Origin of the sequence: Cupriavidus sp. Met-2, assembly GCF_049843575.1 — a bacterium.
Taxonomy (GTDB): domain Bacteria; phylum Pseudomonadota; class Gammaproteobacteria; order Burkholderiales; family Burkholderiaceae; genus Cupriavidus; species Cupriavidus metallidurans.
In genome coordinates, this window is record NZ_JBBHZL010000010.1 from 225585 (window position 1) to 244822 (window position 19238).

Sequence of the window (19238 nt, forward strand, 5' to 3'; positions counted from 1 at the left end):
TCGATTTCAGCTTGCGCGGGATTCTTCCGCCAGCCAGTCGACGACTGGGATCGTCGCCGGCAGGAGCGGCCCCACCGACACGGGCGCTGTCTGCCAGGAGAATGCCTGGCCCTCCCGCCCGACCGGATCGCCACGCCATTCCGTGATCTTGCGGAAATACAGGCGCACATAGGCATGAGGGTAATCATGCTCCAGCGTGTGCCAGTGTTCGCTTCTCACGATGTCGAGGCCGAGTTCTTCGTGCAGTTCGCGCGCCAGTGCCGCCTCAACCGATTCGCCGGGCTCGAGCTTGCCGCCCGGAAATTCCCAGTAGCCCTCGTACGGCTTGCCCGCCGGACGCTGCGCCAGCAGAAACTTGCCGTCCGCCTGGATCATCACGCCAACCGCCACTTCCGTGACCTTGCGCGTCTGCCCGTCGGCGGTCTTCACCGTGTCCGCCTGACCGCTCATGCCTTGCTGCCTGAATCAGTCGCGGGGTCGGCCACGAACGGCTTGCCATGCTTGCCGCCCCAGTCGCGCGCGAACTGCCACGCCACGCGCCCGGAGCGCGAACCGCGCTCGAGGGCCCAGACCAGCGCATCGCCGCGCGCGGCCTCGATATCGGCGGGCGTGCAGCCAAAGTGTCCGAGCCAGTGACCAACGATGGCCAGGTACTCGTCCTGCTTCGGCGGGTAGAACGACAGCCACAAGCCAAAGCGCTCGGACAGCGAGATCTTCTCCTCCACCACCTCACCCGGATGGATTTCGCCATCGGAAGTGTGCTGGTAGGTCTCGTTGTCCTTCATGTACTCGGGTAGCAGATGCCGACGGTTCGACGTCGCGTAGATCAGCACGTTGTCTGACTGCGCGGCCACCGAGCCGTCCAACGCCGACTTGAGCGACTTGTAGCCGGATTCGCCGTCCTCGAACGACAAGTCGTCGCAGAAAATCGCGAAGCGCTCGGGGCGCTGCGCAAGCTGCTCGACGATGTCTCCGAGATCGCCCAGATCATCCTTGTCTACTTCCACCAGGCGCAGCCCGTCGTTCACGAACGCATTCAGGCAAGCCTTGATCAGCGACGACTTGCCGGTGCCACGCGCGCCGGTCAGCAGCACGTTGTTGGCCGGCAGCCGGTTCACGAACTGGCGGGTGTTGGCGACGATCGCGTCTTTCTGGCGATCGATGTTCTTCAGATCGCCCAGATGGATCGGCGGCAATTGCCGGATCGCCTGCAGATAGCCGATGTTGCCGAACAGGCTCTGGCGCTTGCGCCAGCGGAACGCTACCGCCTCCTTCCAGTCCGCGTCGGTCAGTTCCGGCGGCAGCCATTGTTCAAGTCGGGCAAGGAAGCCATCGAGGCGGGCAGCGAGGTCAGACATGGGGCGAGTCTTCCAGAATTACGAACTTACGAACGATAGTCGGCGTTGATCGACACGTAGTCATGCGACAGGTCGCAGGTCCACACGGTCGCTTCGGCGTCGCCGCGGCCCAGCGCGATGCGCACCGTGATCTCCGCCTGCTTCATCACGCGCTGGCCGTCTTCCTCGCGATACTCGGGGTTGCGGCCGCCGTCACGCGCGACCCACACGTCATCGAGCCACAGGTTCACGCGATCGACGTCGAGGTCGTTGACGCCGGCGTAGCCGATAGCGGCGAGGATACGGCCGAGGTTGGGGTCCGAGGCATAGAACGCCGTTTTCACCAGCGGCGAATGGGCCACGGCGTAGGCGATCTGGCGGCACTCGGCCACATTCTTGCCCCCTTCCACACGGATCGTCATCAGCTTGGTGGCGCCTTCGCCATCGCGCACGATCGCCTGCGCGAGTTCCTGAGCCAGCGCCGTCACGGCATCACGCAGCGCCTCGAACGCGGCACCCTCGGCACGATCGATCGTCACGCCGGCCTTGCCTGAGGCGATCAGCACGAACGAGTCGTTGGTCGACGTATCGCCGTCGATCGTGATGCTGTTGAACGAGTGATCGGCGGCGTGCGACACCAGCTTCTGCAGCACCGGCTGCGCCACGGCGGCATCGGTGGCGATAAAGCCGAGCATCGTCGCCATGTTCGGGCGGATCATGCCGGCGCCCTTGCTGATGCCGGAGAGCGTCACGGTCTTGCCGTCGATCTGCACCGTGCGCGAGGCTGCCTTCGGCTGCGTGTCGGTGGTCATGATCGATTCCGCGGCAGCCAGCCAGTTATCGGCACGTGCGTTGGCGATAGCGGTCGGCAGTGCCGCGGTCAGGCGGTCGACCGGAAGCTGTTCCAGAATCACGCCGGTTGAGAACGGCAGCACCTGTTTCGACTGGATGGCCAGCGCCTTGGCCAGCGCATCGCACGTGGCGCGCGCGGCGGCCAGACCCGGTTCCCCGGTGCCGGCGTTGGCATTGCCAGTGTTCACCACGATGGCACGAATGCCAGCGCCCGCGGCGAGATGCTCACGGCAAACCTGCACGGGCGCCGCGCAGAACCGGTTTTGCGTGAACACGCCTGCCACCGTGCTGCCTTCGGCCACGCGGACCACGAGCACGTCCTTGCGATTGGCCTTGCGGATACCGGCTTCGGCCCAGCCGAGCTCGACGCCGGCGACGGATTTCAAGTTTTCTGCCTGGGGCAGGGGCAGGTTCACTGGCATGGTGATTTCCTCAAATTCTCTGATGCACCTGACGAACATGCCCGCTTGACGCAGGGTTCAAGCGGGCATGTGCTGGATGGTTTGGTGATGCGCGCCGCGCGCGCCGATCACCGACCGCGACGGACTGGCTTTAGCTCAGCTTGCCGTGGCACTGCTTGAACTTCTTGCCCGAACCGCACGGGCACGGGTCGTTGCGGCCAACCTTGGGCATGCCGGCCAGCGCCGCTTCGCCGCCCATCGCGGCCAGCGCCGCGGCGGCCGTGTTGCTGCGTGCCGGCTCTGCCTGCTCCACAGGCTCGGCACCCTCGGCGAACTCGTCATGCTTGTATTGCACGTTCTCGAGGTGCGCCAAGCCTTCCTCGATCTGCTCCGAAGCCTGTTCGAGTTCCTCGGGCGACTGGATATGCACGTTGAATACCACGCGCGTGACTTCGCTCTTGATCACGTCCAGCAGGCGCGCGAACAGTTCGAACGATTCGCGCTTGTACTCCTGCTTCGGATCCTTTTGCGCATAGCCGCGCAGGTGGATGCCCTGACGCAGGTGATCCAGCGCGGCCAGGTGCTCGCGCCAGTGCGTGTCGATACTTTGCAGCATGACCGAGCGCTCGAAGCCGGCGAACGACTCGCGGCCCACTTGCGCCACCTTGGCGTCGTAGTGCTCGCGCGCTGCCTTCAGGATCATGTCCAGCAGCTCTTCATCCTCGATGCTCTGCGCGCCTTCGATGGTCTTCGCCAGCGGCAGCTCCAGACCCCAGTCGTCACGCAGGCGCTGTTCCAGGCCAGCAATGTCCCACTGCTCTTCCATGCTCTCGGCGGGCACGTATTCGCGGAACACCTCCACCAGCACGCTCTCGCGCAGGTTCGCCACCATGTCGCCGACGTCCTGCGATTCGAGTACGTCGTTACGGAGCTTGTAGATTTCCTTGCGCTGGTCGTTCGCAACGTCGTCGTACTGCAGCAGTTGCTTGCGGATGTCGAAGTTGCGGCCCTCGACCTTGCGCTGCGCGGATTCGATCGAGCGCGTGACGATACCGGCTTCGATCGGCTCGCCTTCAGGCATCTTCAGACGTTCCATGATCGCGCGCACGCGGTCGCCGGCGAAGATACGCAGGAGCTGGTCGTCAAGCGACAGATAGAAGCGCGACGAGCCCGGGTCGCCCTGACGGCCGGCGCGGCCGCGAAGCTGGTTGTCGATCCGGCGCGACTCGTGTCGCTCGGTGCCGACGATATGCAGGCCGCCAGCCGCCTTGACCTGGTCGTGCAGCGATTGCCACTCATCCTTGAGCTTGGCGATGCGCTCGGCCTTCTCGGCATCGGACAGGTTGGCATCGGCTTCGATAAAACCGGCCTGCTTCTCGACGTTGCCGCCCAGCACGATGTCGGTACCGCGACCGGCCATGTTGGTGGCGATCGTGACCATCTTGGGTCGGCCGGCCTGCGCCACGATCTCGGCTTCGCGCGCGTGCTGCTTGGCGTTCAGCACCTGGTGCGGCAGCTTTTCCTTGTTCAGCAGGTCCGACAGATACTCGGACGTTTCGATCGACGTCGTGCCCACCAGCACCGGCTGGCCTCGGTCGTAGCAGTCGCGGATATCGCGCACCACGGCGTCGTAGCGTTCCTTCGACGTCTTGTAGATCTGGTCCTGCAGGTCCTTGCGCTGGGCCTGACGGTTGGTCGGGATCACCACGACTTCGAGGCCGTAGATCTCCTGGAACTCGTAGGCTTCCGTGTCGGCCGTGCCGGTCATGCCGGCCAGCTTCTCGTACATGCGGAAGTAGTTCTGGAACGTGATGGTGGCCAGCGTCTGGTTTTCCTGCTGGACGGTCACGCCTTCCTTGGCTTCCACGGCCTGGTGCAGGCCATCGGACCAGCGGCGGCCCGTCATCAGGCGGCCCGTGAATTCGTCGACGATGATGACCTCGTCGTTCTGCACCACATAGTGCTGGTCGCGATGGAACAGGCTGTGCGCGCGCAGGGCGGCGTACAGGTGGTGCATCAGCGTAATGTTCTGGGGCGCGTAGAGCGATTCGCCCTCGCTGATCAGCCCGAGCTGGGACAGGATCTGCTCGGCCTTCTCGTGGCCGGCCTCGGTCAGATAGACCTGATGGCCCTTCTCGTCCACGTAGTAGTCGCCAGGCTTCTCGACGCCGGTACCGTCGGCCTTCTCCTCGCCGATCTGGCGCTCGAGCAGCTTCGGAATGCCGTTCATGCGCTGGTAGAGATCGGTCTGGTTCTCGGCCTGGCCCGAGATGATCAGCGGCGTGCGCGCCTCGTCGATCAGGATCGAGTCCACTTCGTCGACGATCGCGTAATGCAACGGACGCTGCACGCGCTGCGACGGGTCATAGACCATGTTGTCGCGCAGATAGTCGAAGCCAAACTCGTTGTTGGTGCCGTACGTGATGTCCGCGTTGTACGCGATCTGCTTCTGATCGTGTGGCATCTGCGACAGGTTCACGCCCACCGACAGGCCCAGGAAGTTGTACAGCCGCCCCATCCACTCGGCGTCACGCTGCGCCAGGTAGTCGTTGACCGTCACCACGTGCACGCCCTTGCCGGTCAGCGCATTGAGATACACGGCCAGCGTGGCGGTCAGCGTCTTGCCTTCACCGGTGCGCATTTCGGCAATCTTGTTGTCGTTCAGCACCATGCCGCCGATCATCTGCACGTCGAAGTGACGCATCTTCATGATCCGCTTGCTGGCTTCGCGGCAGACGGCGAAAGCCTCAGGCAGCAGTGCCTCGAGCGACTCGCCGCCGGCATGGCGCTGGCGGAATGTCTCGGTCATGCCACGCAACTCGTCGTCCGAGAGCTTCTCGAACTTCGGCTCGAGCGCATTGATCTGCTCGACCGTGCGGCGATATTGTTTAATCAGCCGTTCGTTGCGGCTGCCGAAGACTTTCTTGAGAAGGCCCGTGATCATCGAGTGCTTTCACCTGCGAGCGACCAGCGGCGAACCGGGCAGCCACGCGCGAGGAATGGGTGGATTGGCGCAAAACGCCGAGTTTATCATGTGCCGATGTCCTGACCGGACCGCTGCCAGGCCAGAATCTGCATGGGCGCAACAGGCCCGGGCGATAACCGGGGCCGCCCGTCCGGGACAGGCTGCTGGTGAGGTTGGGACAACCTCACCGACTTCAATGTTCCGCTGCGTGCCCAGGGTTCGACGATCAGCGGATGGCGGTCCGGTTGGTTGGGGAGAGCGCCTCGGCCAAGGGCGCCGGTACGGCCGCGTTCAAAAAGCCATTCGGATTACGTGGCAAACCGTTCACATGGACCTCGAAGTGCAGGTGTGCGCCGGTCGAGCGCCCCGTGCTGCCGACCCGGGCAATCATCTGGCCAGGGCGGACGATATCGCCAGCCCGAACCAGCGACTTCGACGCGTGAGCATACCGGGTCTTGAGTCCGTTATCGTGATCGATATCAATCATGTTGCCGTACTCGTTGTGCCATTCCGCTGCCACCACCACGCCACCTGCGGCCGCCAGGATCGGCGTGCCGGTGGGTGCCACGAAGTCCACGCCTTCATGCTGGGAGCGGCGACCGGTGAAAGGATCGATCCGCGTACCGAAGCTGGATCCGTCGTACCCGGTTGCCACGGGAAGCACCCGGGGGATGCGTCGTTCTCTCATCTGACGGTCCATCAACGCGGTCTCGATCACATCGAAGTAGTCGACGCGGTGCTCGGCCTGCTCGCCCAGGCGGGCCAGCTCGGCGCGCAGCTCGGGCAGGGTCAGTTCGGGCGACTGCGCCGGCGCGGCCGGGCCCCCACGGGCTGGGCGATGGCGAAAGTCGAAATCCTGGGGGGCAATGCCGGCCAGACCCGAAACCCGCTCACCAAGGGCATCGAGACGGACCATCTGCGCCTGCAGATCGCCCACGCTTGCGGCAAGCACCGCCAGGTTCTGCCGTAGAAAGGCATTCTCGCGCGCTTGTCGCGAGACCTCGGGCGACGCTTGGGAGCGCGCGAGGAGCCAGATAACGCCTGAGGCGGCGGCGGCAACGAGCGAGCAGAGCGCCAGCATGAGCAGCGCGACGCGCAGGCGCGTGAGATGGAAACGAAGCATCCGCTGCTCGCGCGGATGTAGCACGATGATTTGCATGACCTAACCCCACCCCAAAAGACGGGGCCGCTCTTGCGGCCCCGTGCGCACGCGGGCAAAGGCATCCCGGCTCTCGGACGGGCAAGGATTGCGCGCTAGAATGCGCGCATGCGCATGTTCACCCACCACGCTCACCAGACCCCTGCGGCCAAGCCACTCAATGACTGGCTGGCCAAGGCCGGGCCGGTTTCGGCGCTGATGCAGACCGCGCGGCAACTGGCGTCTCTGGAAGCGGAAGTCCTGTCACTCCTGCCGCAAGGCATGCGGGCCGGCATCGCCGTGGCCGGCGTCAAGACTGACGACCGGGGACCGCAAATGGAGCGCACACTGTTGTTGCTTGCCGCGCATGGCGCGGCGGCCGCGCGGGTCCGGCAAGTGGTGCCGACCCTGCTTTCCCGGCTGCAGCAACGGGGATCGCAGGTTACCGCAATCCGTGTACGGGTACAACCGGAGGTCGGGCGTGGCGATTGGGACACTGGTCCGGTCGAACGCAAGCCGCGAACGGCCAATCTGTCGCCGGCCGGATTGCATAGCATGGACGTGCTGGCGCACAACCTGGAGGCGTCACCGCTGAAGGATGCGGTGGAGGCCTTGCTGGCCCGGCATCGCTGATTCGATCCTCGCTACGCCCGCTCAGCCCCCTTATTAGTAGTTGGGAGCGGCCAGATGCGCGGCCCGGCACCATCCCGCAGACAACAAAAAACCCCGTGCCCTTACGAGGCGCGGGGTTTCCGATCGAAGCTTGATGCCAGTCAGTCGTCAGGCGAATGCCGGCTGAGCCTGTGGCAGGAACGCGACGGGCGCTTCCTCGACCTTGTCGAAGGTCACAAATTCGTAGGCTTCCTGGTCCGCCAGCAGCGCGCGCAGCAACTGATTGTTCATGCCATGGCCAGATTTGTGCGCAACATATGAAGCAATCAGCGGATGGCCGATCACGTACAGGTCGCCGATCGCGTCGAGGATCTTGTGGCGGACGAACTCGTCGCCATAGCGCAGTTCCTCGTTGTTCAACATGCGGTGCTCGTCGAGCACGATCGCGTTGTCGAGGCTGCCACCACGGGCCAGGCCCATCTCGCGCAGTGCCTCAACTTCATGGGCAAAACCGAAAGTGCGGGCACGGGCGATTTCACGGACGTAGCTGGTGTCGGCAAAGTCGATCGTGAACGTCTGACCCGTCTTGTCGACAGCGGGATGACGGAAGTCGATCGTGAAGGCAAGCTTGAAGCCGAAGAACGGCTCCAGGCGAGCCAGCTTGTCACCATCGCGGACTTCCACGGCTTTCTTCACGCGGATGAAACGCTTGGCCGCAGGCTGCTCTTCCATGCCCGCCGATTGCAGCAGGAACACGAACGATGCCGCGCTGCCGTCCATGATCGGAATTTCCTCGGCGTCGACGTCGACATAAAGATTGTCGACACCCAGGCCGGCGCAGGCCGACATCAGGTGTTCAACGGTCGAAACGCGCGCGCCGTCCTTCTGGAGCACCGATGCCAGGCGGGTATCACCAATGGCAGAAGCCGCCGCGTGGATTTCCACGGCCTCGGGCAGGTCGACGCGGGTAAAGACGATGCCGGTATCGGCCGGAGCCGGGCGCAGGGTCAGCGTCACTTTGCGGCCCGAGTGCAAACCGATACCAACCGTCTTCACCAGGGATTTGATAGTGCGCTGTTTGAGCATGACGGCCTCAACTATTATTAAAAGCTATTGGGCGTAAAACTTGATAACGCGATACTACCATTACTCGGTCTATTGCGCTGCACCACTTTGTTTCGGGGTGTTAGACAACGTCCGAAATGATACGTATAAAGCATTCACGCCCGAACTACCGTGTCAAGCGCGCAACGCCTGCAGCACCCATTCGGCACTGCTGACCTTGAACTCGCCCGGCTCCTCGATGAACAGGTGGGTCACCACACCGTCATCGACGACCATCGCATAGCGTTTGGCGCGCACACCCAAGCCGCGCTGGCTCAGGTCCTGATCCAGCCCCAGGGCCCTGGCCCATTGCGCGGCGCCGTCACCCATCATCCGGACCTTGCCTGTGGCCTTCTGCTCGCGTCCCCAGGCACCCATCACAAAGGCGTCGTTGACCGAGTGGCACCAGATTTCGTCGACACCGGCGGCACGCAACGCATCGTACTCCTTGAGATAGCTGGGCACATGCTTCGCGGAGCAAGTCGGAGTAAAGGCGCCGGGCAGGCCGAAGACCACGATCTTGCGGCCCTTGACCAGTTCGGCCACCGAAAACGCATTCGGCCCGAGCACGCAGCCTTCGGATTCGGTTTCGAAAAATTCGTACAGCGTGGCGTCAGGGACGCGTTGCCCAATGGCGATCATCGGAGATTCCTCCTCTCGGTAGAAACCCTGCCTGCATCATAGGGGCGGATGCCGTTGCAACCAAGCGTCGCATTGGCGAATCCTGGCTTCAGCTATGTCAAGTGCAGGGCAGTCGGCTTGCTGCTCAAACGCCGCGCGGCGCGTCTTGTGGACGCGCCGCGCGGACGGGGGCACATCCCGCCGCTGGGAGGCGGGAAACCAGTCCGGGGAGGCGGCCGATGGCCTGCCTGCCCGGCAACGGGATGCGGACGGACTGCTTTCGGCGCGGGCGCGACGCGTGCCGGCGCACTGACGGATGGCGTCAGTCCAGGCAATCACCGAGCGGAAAGGGAGCGCTCGGGCGATGCGGAACGGACCAGCGACAACCCGCCAGGCACGCGGCCGACGCCACGGCCCTGCCGGAGCCCAACTCAGTCAGCCTGCTTGCGCAGGAAGGCCGGGATGTCGTACGTATCCACGCCCTTCTCTTGCAGCGCCGCCACATGGGCGGACGCCGACTCGCGCGAGCTGCGCCACACGGCCGGCGTATCCAGGCCGCTGTAGTCCGGCGATGCATGCGCCGGGGCAGCGGTCAGGCCTGCCATCATCTGCACCGGGATGTTGTCCGTGCCGGTCTTCAGCAGCGTCATCGGCTGCTGCTTCTTGGCAGAACGGCCCAGGCCAGTGGCCACCACGGTCACGCGCAGCGCGTCGCTCATCGAATCGTCGTACACCGTACCGAAGATCACGGTCGCGTCCTCCGCGGCGTAGCTGCGGATCGTGTTCATGACTTCCTTGGTTTCCGACAGCTTCAACGAGCGGCTGGCCGTGATGTTGACCAGCACGCCACGCGCGCCGGACAGGTCCACGCCTTCGAGCAGCGGACTGGCCACAGCCTGCTCGGCGGCCAGGCGGGCGCGATCCACGCCGGAGACGGTAGCCGTACCCATCATGGCCTTGCCCTGCTCGCCCATCACCGTCTTCACGTCTTCAAAGTCGACGTTCACGAGACCGTCGACATTGATGATTTCGGCGATGCCAGCGACAGCGTTATGCAGCACGTCATCGGCGCACTGGAAGCACTTGTCCATCTCGGCGTCGTCGCCCATCACTTCGAACAGCTTCTCGTTGAGCACCACGATCAGCGAGTCCACCGACGACTCGAGTTCGCCCGAACCGTGTTCGGCCACCTTGGCACGGCGCGCGCCTTCGAAGTCGAACGGCTTGCTGACCACGCCCACGGTCAGGATGCCCATTTCTTTGGCCACCTGCGCCACGATCGGCGCGGCACCGGTACCGGTGCCGCCGCCCATGCCGGCAGTGATGAAGACCATGTGCGCGCCGCGCAGGGCGTCGGCGATCTGGTCACGCGCCTGCTCCGCGCAGTTACGGCCAACTTCCGGCTTGGCACCGGCACCAAGGCCGGTGTTGCCCAGTTGCAGCACGCGCGATGCGGTGGAGCGCTTCAGCGCCTGGGCATCGGTATTCATGCAAATGAATTCCACACCCTGCACGCCACGGCTGATCATGTGCTGCACGGCATTGCCGCCCGCGCCGCCCACGCCCACCACCTTGATGATGGTGCCGTCCTGAATCTCCGTTTCGATCATGTCAAAGTCCATCACTGCCTCCGAGAAAAATCAGTCCCCAAACGCTGCAGCCTCCCCGCCGCAACCCTTGGTTCCTGAACAAGAAACTATCAAGAACAACTAACCAGTAAAACTGCGAAAAACTGCTCAACGTGCATTTCCGCCATCGCGCTGACGCCAGGCGCGTATCACGTCAAAGAAAACCTGACCGGCAAATTCATCAGAAGTTGCCGACAAACCATTCCTTCATGCGTCCCCAGACCTGTTTCACGGAGCCGCTCTGCACCGCCACCTTGCGGCCGCGCATACGCTGAACGCATCCTTCCTGCAGCAGGCCCATCACCGTGGAGTAACGCGGGCTCTTTACGACTTCATGCAGGTTGCCGCGATACTCGGGCACGCCCACGCGCACGGGCTTCAGGAAGATGTCTTCGCCCAGTTCCACCATGCCCGGCATCATGGCCGTGCCACCGGTGATCACCACGCCCGACGACAGCAGTTCCTCGTAGCCCGACTCGCGCACCACCTGGTGCACCAGCGAATAGAGTTCCTCGATACGCGGCTCGATCACAGCGGCCAGCGCCTGGCGGCTCAGCGTGCGCGTGCCGCGGTCGCCCACGCCAGGCACCTCGATCATGTCTTCCGGGTCGGCAATCGCCTGCTTGGCGATGCCGTACTGCATCTTGATGTCCTCGGCATCGGGCGTCGGCGTGCGCAGCGCCATGGCGATGTCGTTGGTGATCTGGTCCCCGGCGATCGGGATCACGGCCGTGTGCCGGATCGCGCCTTCGCTGAAGATGGCGATGTCCGTCGTGCCGCCGCCGATATCCACCAGCACCACGCCGAGTTCCTTCTCGTCCTCGGTCAGCACCGCAAGGCTCGAGGCCAGCGGCTGCAGGATCAGGTCGTGCACTTCCAGGCCGCAGCGGCGCACGCACTTGACGATGTTCTGGGCCGCGCTAACCGCGCCCGTCACGATATGCACCTTCACTTCGAGCCGGATACCGCTCATGCCGATGGGCTCGCGTACATCCTCCTGACCGTCGATGATGAATTCCTGGGTCAGGATGTGCAGGATCTGCTGGTCGGTCGGGATGTTGACCGCCTTGGCGGTCTCGATCACGCGGGCCACATCCGTCTGCGTGACTTCCTTGTCCTTGATCGCCACCATGCCGCTCGAGTTGAAGCTGCGGATATGGCTGCCGGCGATGCCGGTGAACACCTCGGCGATCTTGCAGTCAGCCATCAGCTCGGCTTCTTCCAGCGCGCGCTGGATCGACTGCACGGTAGCCTCGATGTTGACCACGACCCCCTTCTTCAAACCCTTGGACTCGGACTGGCCCATCCCGATCACCTCATAGCTGCCATCGGGGCGCAGTTCCGCCACCACGGCCGCCACCTTCGAGGTGCCGATGTCGAGACCGACCAGTAGGTCCTTGTATTCCTTGCTCATCGAGTTTTCTCCGCGTTCTTACTCTTGAGTCGCGTCGGATTGTTGTTGGTGTTGCCGGCCGAAGCCGCCTGGGGGGTTGCCGCGCCGCTGGCTGCCTTGGTCGCCGCCTTGGCCGCCGCCGCTGCCTGCGCATCGGTCAGGAAGCGCACGCTGGCCGCCCGGATCGCGAACCCGTTGGGATAGCGCAGATCGGCATACTCGATCTGCTTGCCCATCTGCTCCGTGACCTGCGGCCACGACGCCACGAAGCGCTTGACCCGCGCCTCCATGGCCGTGCGATCCTCGTCGTTCTGCTCGCGGCCGAATTCGACGACCATGCCGTTAGACAATTTGGCACGCCATGCATAACGCCCCGACAGCGCCACGGCCAGCGGTTCGAGCTTCATCGGCTTGAACCACTCGCGCATGATCTCCAGCTTCTCGACCACGTCTTCCTCGCTGTCCGGCGGTCCGTCAAGCGCCAGCAGCTGGGCATCCTCTTCGGCCTCGGCGGTGTTGGCCACGAATACCTCGCCATAGGTATTGATCAGCCTGCCACTATCCGGACCACCCCAGGTACCGAGGGGTTCGTGCTCTTCCACCTGGATCGCCAAGCCATTCGGCCACTCGCGCCGCACGCTCGCGTGGCGCACCCAGGGCACCGACTCGAACGCCTGTCGCGCCGTGTTCAGGTCGAGTGTGAAGAAGTTGCCGGCCAGCTTGCCCAGCGCGTTCGCGCGCACGCTCGGCGCGTTCACGTGGCGCAACGGCGCGCCATCCATCGACGTCAGCTCGACATGCGTAATGGCGAACACCGGCCGCTGGGCCAGCCACAGCAGCCCAGCCCCGAGCGCCATGAGCGCCACCAGCGCGTATAGCGCTGAGGCGAACAGGTTGAGCAGGCGCGCGTTATGCCACATGTGTCGTCGTTCAGGCGGTCGGTACTGCGGTTATTCGGGTTTCCAGTGTTCATTCGGATGCAGGTCCAGCGTGGCTGCCGCCAGTACCTGCATGACGAAGTCCTCATAGCTGATGCCATTCGCACGCGCCGCCATCGGCACGAGCGAATGGCCGGTCATGCCGGGGGACGTATTCATTTCAAGCAGATAAGGCTTGCCGTCGCGCGTCAGCATCACGTCCGCGCGGGCCCAGCCGCGACACCCCAGCACCCGGAAGGCCTCCACGGCCAGCGCGCGCACTTCGCGCTCCAGCGCGTCGGGCAATGTCGAGGGGCACAGGTATTGGGTATCGTCAGTAAAATACTTATTTTGATAGTCGTAGTTCGACTCCGGCGCGACAATCTTGATAACTGGGAGCGCTTCGGCCGTCGGACCCTCGCCCACGATCGGGCAAGTCAGCTCCGCGCCATCGATGAAAGTCTCGGCGATCACGTCGGCATCGAGCCCTGCGGCCTTCTCGAATGCAGCGCGCATCTGGTCCGCGGCGATCACCTTGGTCAGGCCGATCGACGACCCTTCACGGGCCGGCTTGACGATCAGCGGCAGGCCAAGATCGGCAACCACGGCATCGAAATCGGTATTCGCGTAGAGCATCGCGAAGCGCGGCGTAGCCAGGCCGTGCGTCATCCACAGGCGTTTGGTAGCCTGCTTGTCCATGGCCAGCGCCGACGCCAGCACGCCGCTGCCGGTATAGGGGATGCCAAGCTGCTCGAGCAGGCCCTGCATCGTGCCGTCTTCGCCGTAGCGACCGTGCAGCGCGATAAAAACGCGGTCGAAACCTGCGGCAGCCAGTTCGCTGATCGGCTGCAGGCCCGGATCGAACGGATGCGCATCGACGCCGCGCGACTTCAGCGCGGCCAGCACACCGTTACCGGACAGCAGCGAGATCTCGCGCTCGGCGGACTTGCCACCCAGCAGCACGCCAACCTTGCCCAGCGACTTCGGATCGATATTGGGATGGGCGACGAAGCTCATTGCTGCCCCCCTTGTTGATGCGACACCAACTGGCCCGGCACTGCGCCGATCGAGCCAGCGCCCATGGTTACGACCACATCGCCGGGCCGTACGGCATTCAGGATGGCCTGGGGCATGTCCTCGATCTGCTCGACAAAAACGGGTTCTACCTTGTTTGCAACGCGCAGCGCGCGCGTCAGCGCGCGGCCATCGGCCGCGACGATCGGCGATTCGCCGGCGGCGTACACCTCCGCCAGCAGCAGCGCGTCGACGGTGCCCAGCACCTTGACGAAGTCCTCGAAACAGTCGCGCGTGCGTGTGAAGCGATGGGGCTGGAATGCCAGCACCAGGCGGCGGTCCGGGAACGCGCCGCGCGCGGCAGCCAGCGTCGCGGCCATCTCCACCGGGTGATGGCCGTAATCGTCGACCAGCGTGAACGTGCCCGAACCGTCGGGCGTCGCCACCTCGCCGTAGCGCTGGAAGCGGCGGCCCACGCCGTGAAACTCGCGCAGCGCCTTGACGATCGACGCGTCCGGCACTTCGAGTTCGGTGGCAATCGCGATGGCGGCCAGCGCGTTCTGGACGTTGTGAATCCCCGGCAGGTTCAGCACGATGTCGAGCGGCGGCTCGGCGTGGCCATTGAGCTGGCGCAGCACGGTGAAGTGCATCTGTCCATCAACGGCGCGCGCATTGACCGCACGAATCTGCGCGTCCTCGGCAAAACCGTAGCGCACCACCGGCTTGGACACGAACGGCAGGATCTCGCGCACGTTCGGGTCATCGACACACAGCACGGCAATGCCGTAGAACGGCAGGCGCTGGGTAAACTCCACGAACGCCTGCTTGAGCCGGGCAAAATCATGCCCGTAGGTGTCCATGTGGTCGGCGTCGATATTGGTGATGACTTCCATCACCGGAAACAGGTTCAGGAACGACGCGTCGGACTCGTCGGCTTCCGCGACGATGAAATCGCCCGTGCCGAGCCGCGCGTTAGCGCCGGCTGAATTCAGGCGGCCACCGATCACGAACGTCGGATCTAGCCCGCCTTCGGCCAGCACCGATGCCACCAGGCTGGTCGTGGTGGTCTTGCCATGGGTGCCGGCGATAGCCACGCCCTGCTTCAGGCGCATCAGCTCGGCCAGCATCACCGCGCGCGGCACCACCGGGATACGCCTGGCGCGGGCTGCCAGCACTTCGGGGTTGTCGTTGGTCACCGCGGTGGATACCACCACGGCATTGGCGCCCGTCACGTTTTCCGCGTCGTGGCCATGAGCCACGCGCGCGCCGAGCGAAGCCAGGCGCCGCGTGGCGGCATTGCTGCCCACGTCGGAACCCGAGACCTTGTAGCCCAGATTCAGCAGGACCTCGGCGATGCCGCTCATGCCGGCCCCGCCAATGCCTACGAAGTGGATGTTCTTGACAATATGCTTCATTGAATTCGTTTCACGATTTACCCGCCAACTGGCTGCAGATCTCGGCGACGCGCCGGGTTGCCTCCGGTTTGGCCAGGCCACGCGCAGCGCGCGCCATGTCTTTCAATTGCGTCCGCGACAGGCCGGCGAGCGTCTTCGCCAGACCTTCCGCGGTCAGTTCGTTCTGTTGCACCAGCAACGCAGCGCCCTGCTTCGACAGGAACGTCGCATTGGTGGTCTGGTGATCGTCCACCGCATGCGGAAACGGCACGAACAGCGCTGCCACACCGGCGGCCGCCACTTCGGAAACCGTCATCGCGCCTGCGCGGCAGATGACCAGATCGGCGTCGGCGTAGGCCGCCGCCATGTCGTCGATGAATGGCACGGTATCGCCGGCCACTCCTGCTGCTGCGTAGTTCGCGCGCAGCGTATCGATCTGTTTCGCGCCGGCCTGATGCTTGACGACCGGGCGCTGCCCCTCGGGCAGCAGCGCGATTGCCTTCGGCACCACGTCGTTGAGCGCGGCCGCGCCAAGGCTGCCACCCACCACAAGCACGTGCAGCGGGCCGGCGCGATGGTCGTAGCGTGACTCCGGCGCCGGAATCTGCGCCAGTTCGGCACGCACCGGATTGCCGGTCCATTCGCTATTCGGCAACGCGTCCGGGAACGCGCAGAGCACGCGGTCCGCGACCTTCGCCAACACCTTGTTCGCCAGGCCAGCGATCGAATTCTGTTCGTGCAGCACCAGCGGGCGCCCGAGCAGCGACGCCATCATCCCTGCCGGGAAGGTGATATAGCCGCCCATGCCGAGCACCACGTCCGGCTTCACCCGACGCAGCGCGCCGATGCTCTGCCAGAACGCGCGCAGCAGGTTCAGCGGCAGCAGGAGCTTGGTCAGCAGGCCCTTGCCACGCAGTCCACCGAACTGGATGTACTCCATCGGAATGTCGTGCTTCGGCACCAGCGTCGCTTCCATGCCCGTACGATTGCCGAGCCAGACCACGCGCCAGCCCTCGTCACGCAACGCACGCGCGACCGCCAGCCCCGGGAACACGTGGCCCCCGGTGCCGCCAGCCATCACGAGCAGCGTGCGTGCGGTCATACCTTCCCTCCGCGCATCAACACCCTGTTCTCGTAGTCAATGCGCAGGACAATCGCCAACGCCACACAGTTCATCAGGATGCCCGAGCCGCCATAGCTGACCAGTGGCAGCGTCAGGCCCTTGGTCGGCAGCAGGCCCAGGTTCACGCCCATGTTGATGAACGTTTGCCAGCCGATCCAGATGCCCATGCCCTTGGCCACCAGACCGGCGAAGGTACGGTCGAGCTGCAGCGCCGTACGGCCGATGTCGAAGCAGCGGCGGACCATCCAGTAGAACAGCACGATCATCACCAGCACACCGATGAAGCCGAATTCCTCGCCGATCACCGCCAGGATGAAGTCAGTGTGGGCTTCCGGCAGGTAGTGCAACTTCTCGATGCTGCCGCCCAGGCCCACGCCGGTCCATTCGCCACGGCCGAAGGCGATCAGCGAGTGTGTGAGCTGATAAGCCTTGCCGAGCGCGTTACTTTCTTCCCACGGGTTCAGGTACGCAAAGATCCGCTCGCGACGCCATGGCGATGCCGTAATCAGCAGCGCGAACGCACCCACGGCCACGCCGACCAGGCCGGCGAACAGCTTGCCGTTGATGCCACCCAGAAACAGGATGCCCATCGCCACGGCCGCGATCACCAGGAACGCGCCCATATCGGGTTCGAGCAGTAGCAGCATCCCCACCACGACCACGGCCACCCCCATCGGGAGGAAGCCCTTCGAGACGGTCTGCATCCACTCCTGCTTGCGCACCGTGTAGTTGGCCGCGTACAGCACCACGGCCAGCTTCATCAGTTCGGACGGCTGGAAATTCATCAGGCCAAGCGGAATCCAGCGCCGCGCGCCGTTCACGCCCTTGCCGACGAACGGCACCAGCACGATCACCAGCAGGATCAGCGCGACGATGAACAGCTTCGGCGCGTAGCGGTCCCAGACCTTCACCGGAATCTGGAACGCCACCAGCGCCGTGGAGAGTCCGATCACCAGGCTGAACGCATGGCGCACCAGGAAATGGGCCTCGCGGTAGTTGGCGTAGCGCGGCGAGTCCGGCAGCGCGATCGATGCCGAGTAGACCATCACCAGGCCGAACGTCAGCAGTACGATCGCTACCCACAGCAGGGGCTGGTCGTACTCCATCATGCGGGAGCGTGTCGGCTTGACGCCGGACACCGCATCACGCAGGCCACCCCAGGCATTGCCGATGGTGGCGCCGATGAATCCGCTGCGCTTGACCTGCGAGTCGCTCATGGCATGATCCCCCGGGACAAAGCCAGTTCTTCCACCGCGCCGCGGAACACCTGGGCGCGATGCACGTAGTTACGGAACATGTCGAGGCTGGCGCAAGCCGGCGACAGCAGCACCACGTCGCCCGCTTCCGCGAGGCTGGCGGATTTCTCTACCGCTTCTTCCAGCGAGCCGGCGTCGATCAGCGGTTTGCCGGTAGCCCCCAGCGCCTCGCGCAGCGCGCCCGCATCCTTGCCGATCAGCACCACGGCGCGCGCGTATTGCGCCACCGGCGCGACCAGCGGCGAGAAATCCTGGCCCTTGCCCTCGCCACCGGCGATCAGCACCACGTGCTTATCCAGCCCGCTCAGTGCAGCCACGGTGGCGCCGACGTTCGTCCCCTTGCTGTCGTCGAAGTATTCGACTTCATCGATCGTTGCCACCCATTCCACGCGGTGCGGCTCGCCACGATACTCGCGCAGGCCGTGCAGCAGCGCGTTGAGCGGCAGGTCGATCGCGCGGCACAGCGCCAGCGCGGCCATCGCGTTGGTGGCGTTGTGCATGCCGCGGATGTGCAGCGCGTCGGCCGGCATCAGGCGCTTGTGGCGTACCGGCACGACGGCGTCGGCGGCGACATCGTCCTTCTTGCGGCGGCGCGGCTTCTGCTCGGCATCGGCTTCGGTGTCGGGCTCGGCCAGCACGAGCCATGGCATCCCGCCTTCGCGCAGCACGCCGTAGCTGCCCGGCGTCTCGGGCAGGTCAGTGCCGAACGTGACCAGCGTGGTGCCGCGGCGGGCCATGTTCATCGTCAGCGGGTCCTGCCGGTTGAGCACCTGCAGGCAGCCCTTCTCGGCCGGGCCGAAGATGCGCGCCTTGGCGGCGGCATACGCTTCCATGCTGCCGTGCCAGTCGAGGTGGTCCTGCGTGACATTGAGCACCGTGGCCGCGTGCGGCGCCAGCGAGAACGTGTATTCGAGCTGGAAGCTGGACAGTTCGAGCACCCAGACATCGGGCAACGTGGCGCTGGCGATGCAGGCCGACAGCTTGTCCAGCGCAGACGGGCTGATATTGCCTGCCACGCCCACGGTCTTGCCTGCGCGCTCGATCAGCCGGCCAGTCAGCGCGGTGGTCGTGGTCTTGCCGTTGGTACCGGTGATGGCCAGCACGCGCGGGGCGTAGCCCGACGTGGCCTCCAGGTAGCCAATCGCCTGGGCGAACAGTTCGATCTCGCCCCAGACAGGAATACTGCGTGCCTGCGCCGCCTCGAGCAGCGCCCTGGTATTGGGTTCGAGCGGGGACAGCCCGGGGCTGATCGCCACCAGACCGATATCGTCGAGCAGGTTCTCGGTGAACTGCCCGCCCATGAACTGGGCCGTGGTCAGTTCCGCCTGCAGGAAGACAAGGTTGGCGGGCGCCTCGCGTGTGTCGGCCACGCGCACGCGGCAGCCATTCAGGCCGCACCAGCGTGCCATGGCCAGCCCCGATTCACCGAGGCCAAGTACCAGCACATGAGGTTTCTGCAACACGCCAAACACTTCGTTTTCCT

Annotated in this window: 16 protein-coding genes; 1 reads left to right on the plus strand and 15 read right to left on the minus strand. The window is 64.7% G+C overall.

Features of this window, described 5'->3' with window-relative positions; translation table 11 throughout:
- Positions 1-6: 6 nt before the first annotated feature.
- The 5 genes from WD006_RS21295 to WD006_RS21315 form a co-directional block, all read right to left on the minus strand.
- Complete coding sequence (locus tag WD006_RS21295) at positions 7-450, minus strand: NUDIX domain-containing protein (RefSeq protein ID WP_011517610.1); 444 nt, start codon at positions 448-450, stop codon at positions 7-9.
- Positions 447-1358 carry an ATP-binding protein gene (locus WD006_RS21300; protein ID WP_008650326.1) on the minus strand — a complete coding sequence of 304 codons (912 nt, stop codon included), beginning with the start codon at positions 1356-1358 and terminating at the stop codon, positions 447-449. The genes WD006_RS21295 and WD006_RS21300 overlap by 4 nt, the downstream gene beginning before the upstream one ends.
- 26 nt (positions 1359-1384) lie before the next feature.
- Positions 1385-2611 carry a bifunctional glutamate N-acetyltransferase/amino-acid acetyltransferase ArgJ gene (gene argJ, locus WD006_RS21305; protein ID WP_011517611.1) on the minus strand — a complete coding sequence of 409 codons (1227 nt, stop codon included), beginning with the start codon at positions 2609-2611 and terminating at the stop codon, positions 1385-1387.
- Positions 2612-2741: 130 nt separating this feature from the next.
- A complete protein-coding gene (secA, locus tag WD006_RS21310) occupies positions 2742-5534 on the minus strand; it encodes a preprotein translocase subunit SecA (protein WP_011517613.1) in 2793 nt (930 codons plus the stop codon).
- 247 nt (positions 5535-5781) lie between these two features.
- Positions 5782-6714 (minus strand): M23 family metallopeptidase, encoded by a 933-nt coding sequence (locus tag WD006_RS21315; protein ID WP_011517614.1) that lies wholly within the window; start codon positions 6712-6714, stop codon positions 5782-5784.
- Between the two features lie 108 nt (positions 6715-6822).
- On the opposite strand from WD006_RS21315, the gene WD006_RS21320 reads away from it, so the two are divergent.
- A complete protein-coding gene (locus WD006_RS21320) occupies positions 6823-7326 on the plus strand; it encodes a DciA family protein (protein ID WP_029307155.1) in 504 nt (167 codons plus the stop codon).
- Positions 7327-7473: 147 nt separating this feature from the next.
- On the opposite strand, the gene lpxC is transcribed toward WD006_RS21320, so the two are convergent.
- The 10 genes from lpxC to murD form a co-directional block, all read right to left on the minus strand.
- Positions 7474-8391: a UDP-3-O-acyl-N-acetylglucosamine deacetylase gene (gene lpxC, locus WD006_RS21325; RefSeq protein WP_008650320.1), complete on the minus strand. Its 918-nt coding sequence runs from the start codon at positions 8389-8391 to the stop codon at positions 7474-7476.
- A gap of 153 nt (positions 8392-8544) precedes the next feature.
- A complete protein-coding gene (locus tag WD006_RS21330) occupies positions 8545-9051 on the minus strand; it encodes a peroxiredoxin (RefSeq protein ID WP_011517616.1) in 507 nt (168 codons plus the stop codon).
- 410 nt (positions 9052-9461) lie between these two features.
- Positions 9462-10652, minus strand: coding sequence for a cell division protein FtsZ (gene ftsZ, locus WD006_RS21335; protein ID WP_008650317.1), 1191 nt, complete (start codon positions 10650-10652; stop codon positions 9462-9464).
- Positions 10653-10839: 187 nt separating this feature from the next.
- Positions 10840-12072 (minus strand): cell division protein FtsA, encoded by a 1233-nt coding sequence (gene ftsA, locus WD006_RS21340; RefSeq protein ID WP_008650315.1) that lies wholly within the window; start codon positions 12070-12072, stop codon positions 10840-10842.
- Positions 12069-12971, minus strand: a complete 903-nt coding sequence (locus WD006_RS21345; RefSeq protein ID WP_011517617.1) for a cell division protein FtsQ/DivIB — start codon at positions 12969-12971, stop codon at positions 12069-12071. Before WD006_RS21345 ends, ftsA begins: the two co-directional genes overlap by 4 nt.
- Positions 12972-13001: 30 nt before the next feature.
- On the minus strand, positions 13002-13985 hold the full coding sequence (locus tag WD006_RS21350) for a D-alanine--D-alanine ligase (RefSeq protein WP_011517618.1): 984 nt from the start codon (positions 13983-13985) through the stop codon (positions 13002-13004).
- Positions 13982-15397, minus strand: a complete 1416-nt coding sequence (gene murC, locus WD006_RS21355; protein ID WP_011517619.1) for a UDP-N-acetylmuramate--L-alanine ligase — start codon at positions 15395-15397, stop codon at positions 13982-13984. The genes WD006_RS21350 and murC overlap by 4 nt, the downstream gene beginning before the upstream one ends.
- Positions 15398-15407: 10 nt before the next feature.
- Complete coding sequence (gene murG, locus WD006_RS21360; protein WP_011517620.1) at positions 15408-16478, minus strand: undecaprenyldiphospho-muramoylpentapeptide beta-N-acetylglucosaminyltransferase; 1071 nt, start codon at positions 16476-16478, stop codon at positions 15408-15410.
- Positions 16475-17716, minus strand: a complete 1242-nt coding sequence (ftsW, locus tag WD006_RS21365; RefSeq protein WP_008650307.1) for a putative lipid II flippase FtsW — start codon at positions 17714-17716, stop codon at positions 16475-16477. The genes murG and ftsW overlap by 4 nt, the downstream gene beginning before the upstream one ends.
- On the minus strand, positions 17713-19227 hold the full coding sequence (gene murD / locus WD006_RS21370; RefSeq protein WP_011517621.1) for a UDP-N-acetylmuramoyl-L-alanine--D-glutamate ligase: 1515 nt from the start codon (positions 19225-19227) through the stop codon (positions 17713-17715). Before murD ends, ftsW begins: the two co-directional genes overlap by 4 nt.
- Between the last annotated feature and the right edge of the window lie 11 nt (positions 19228-19238).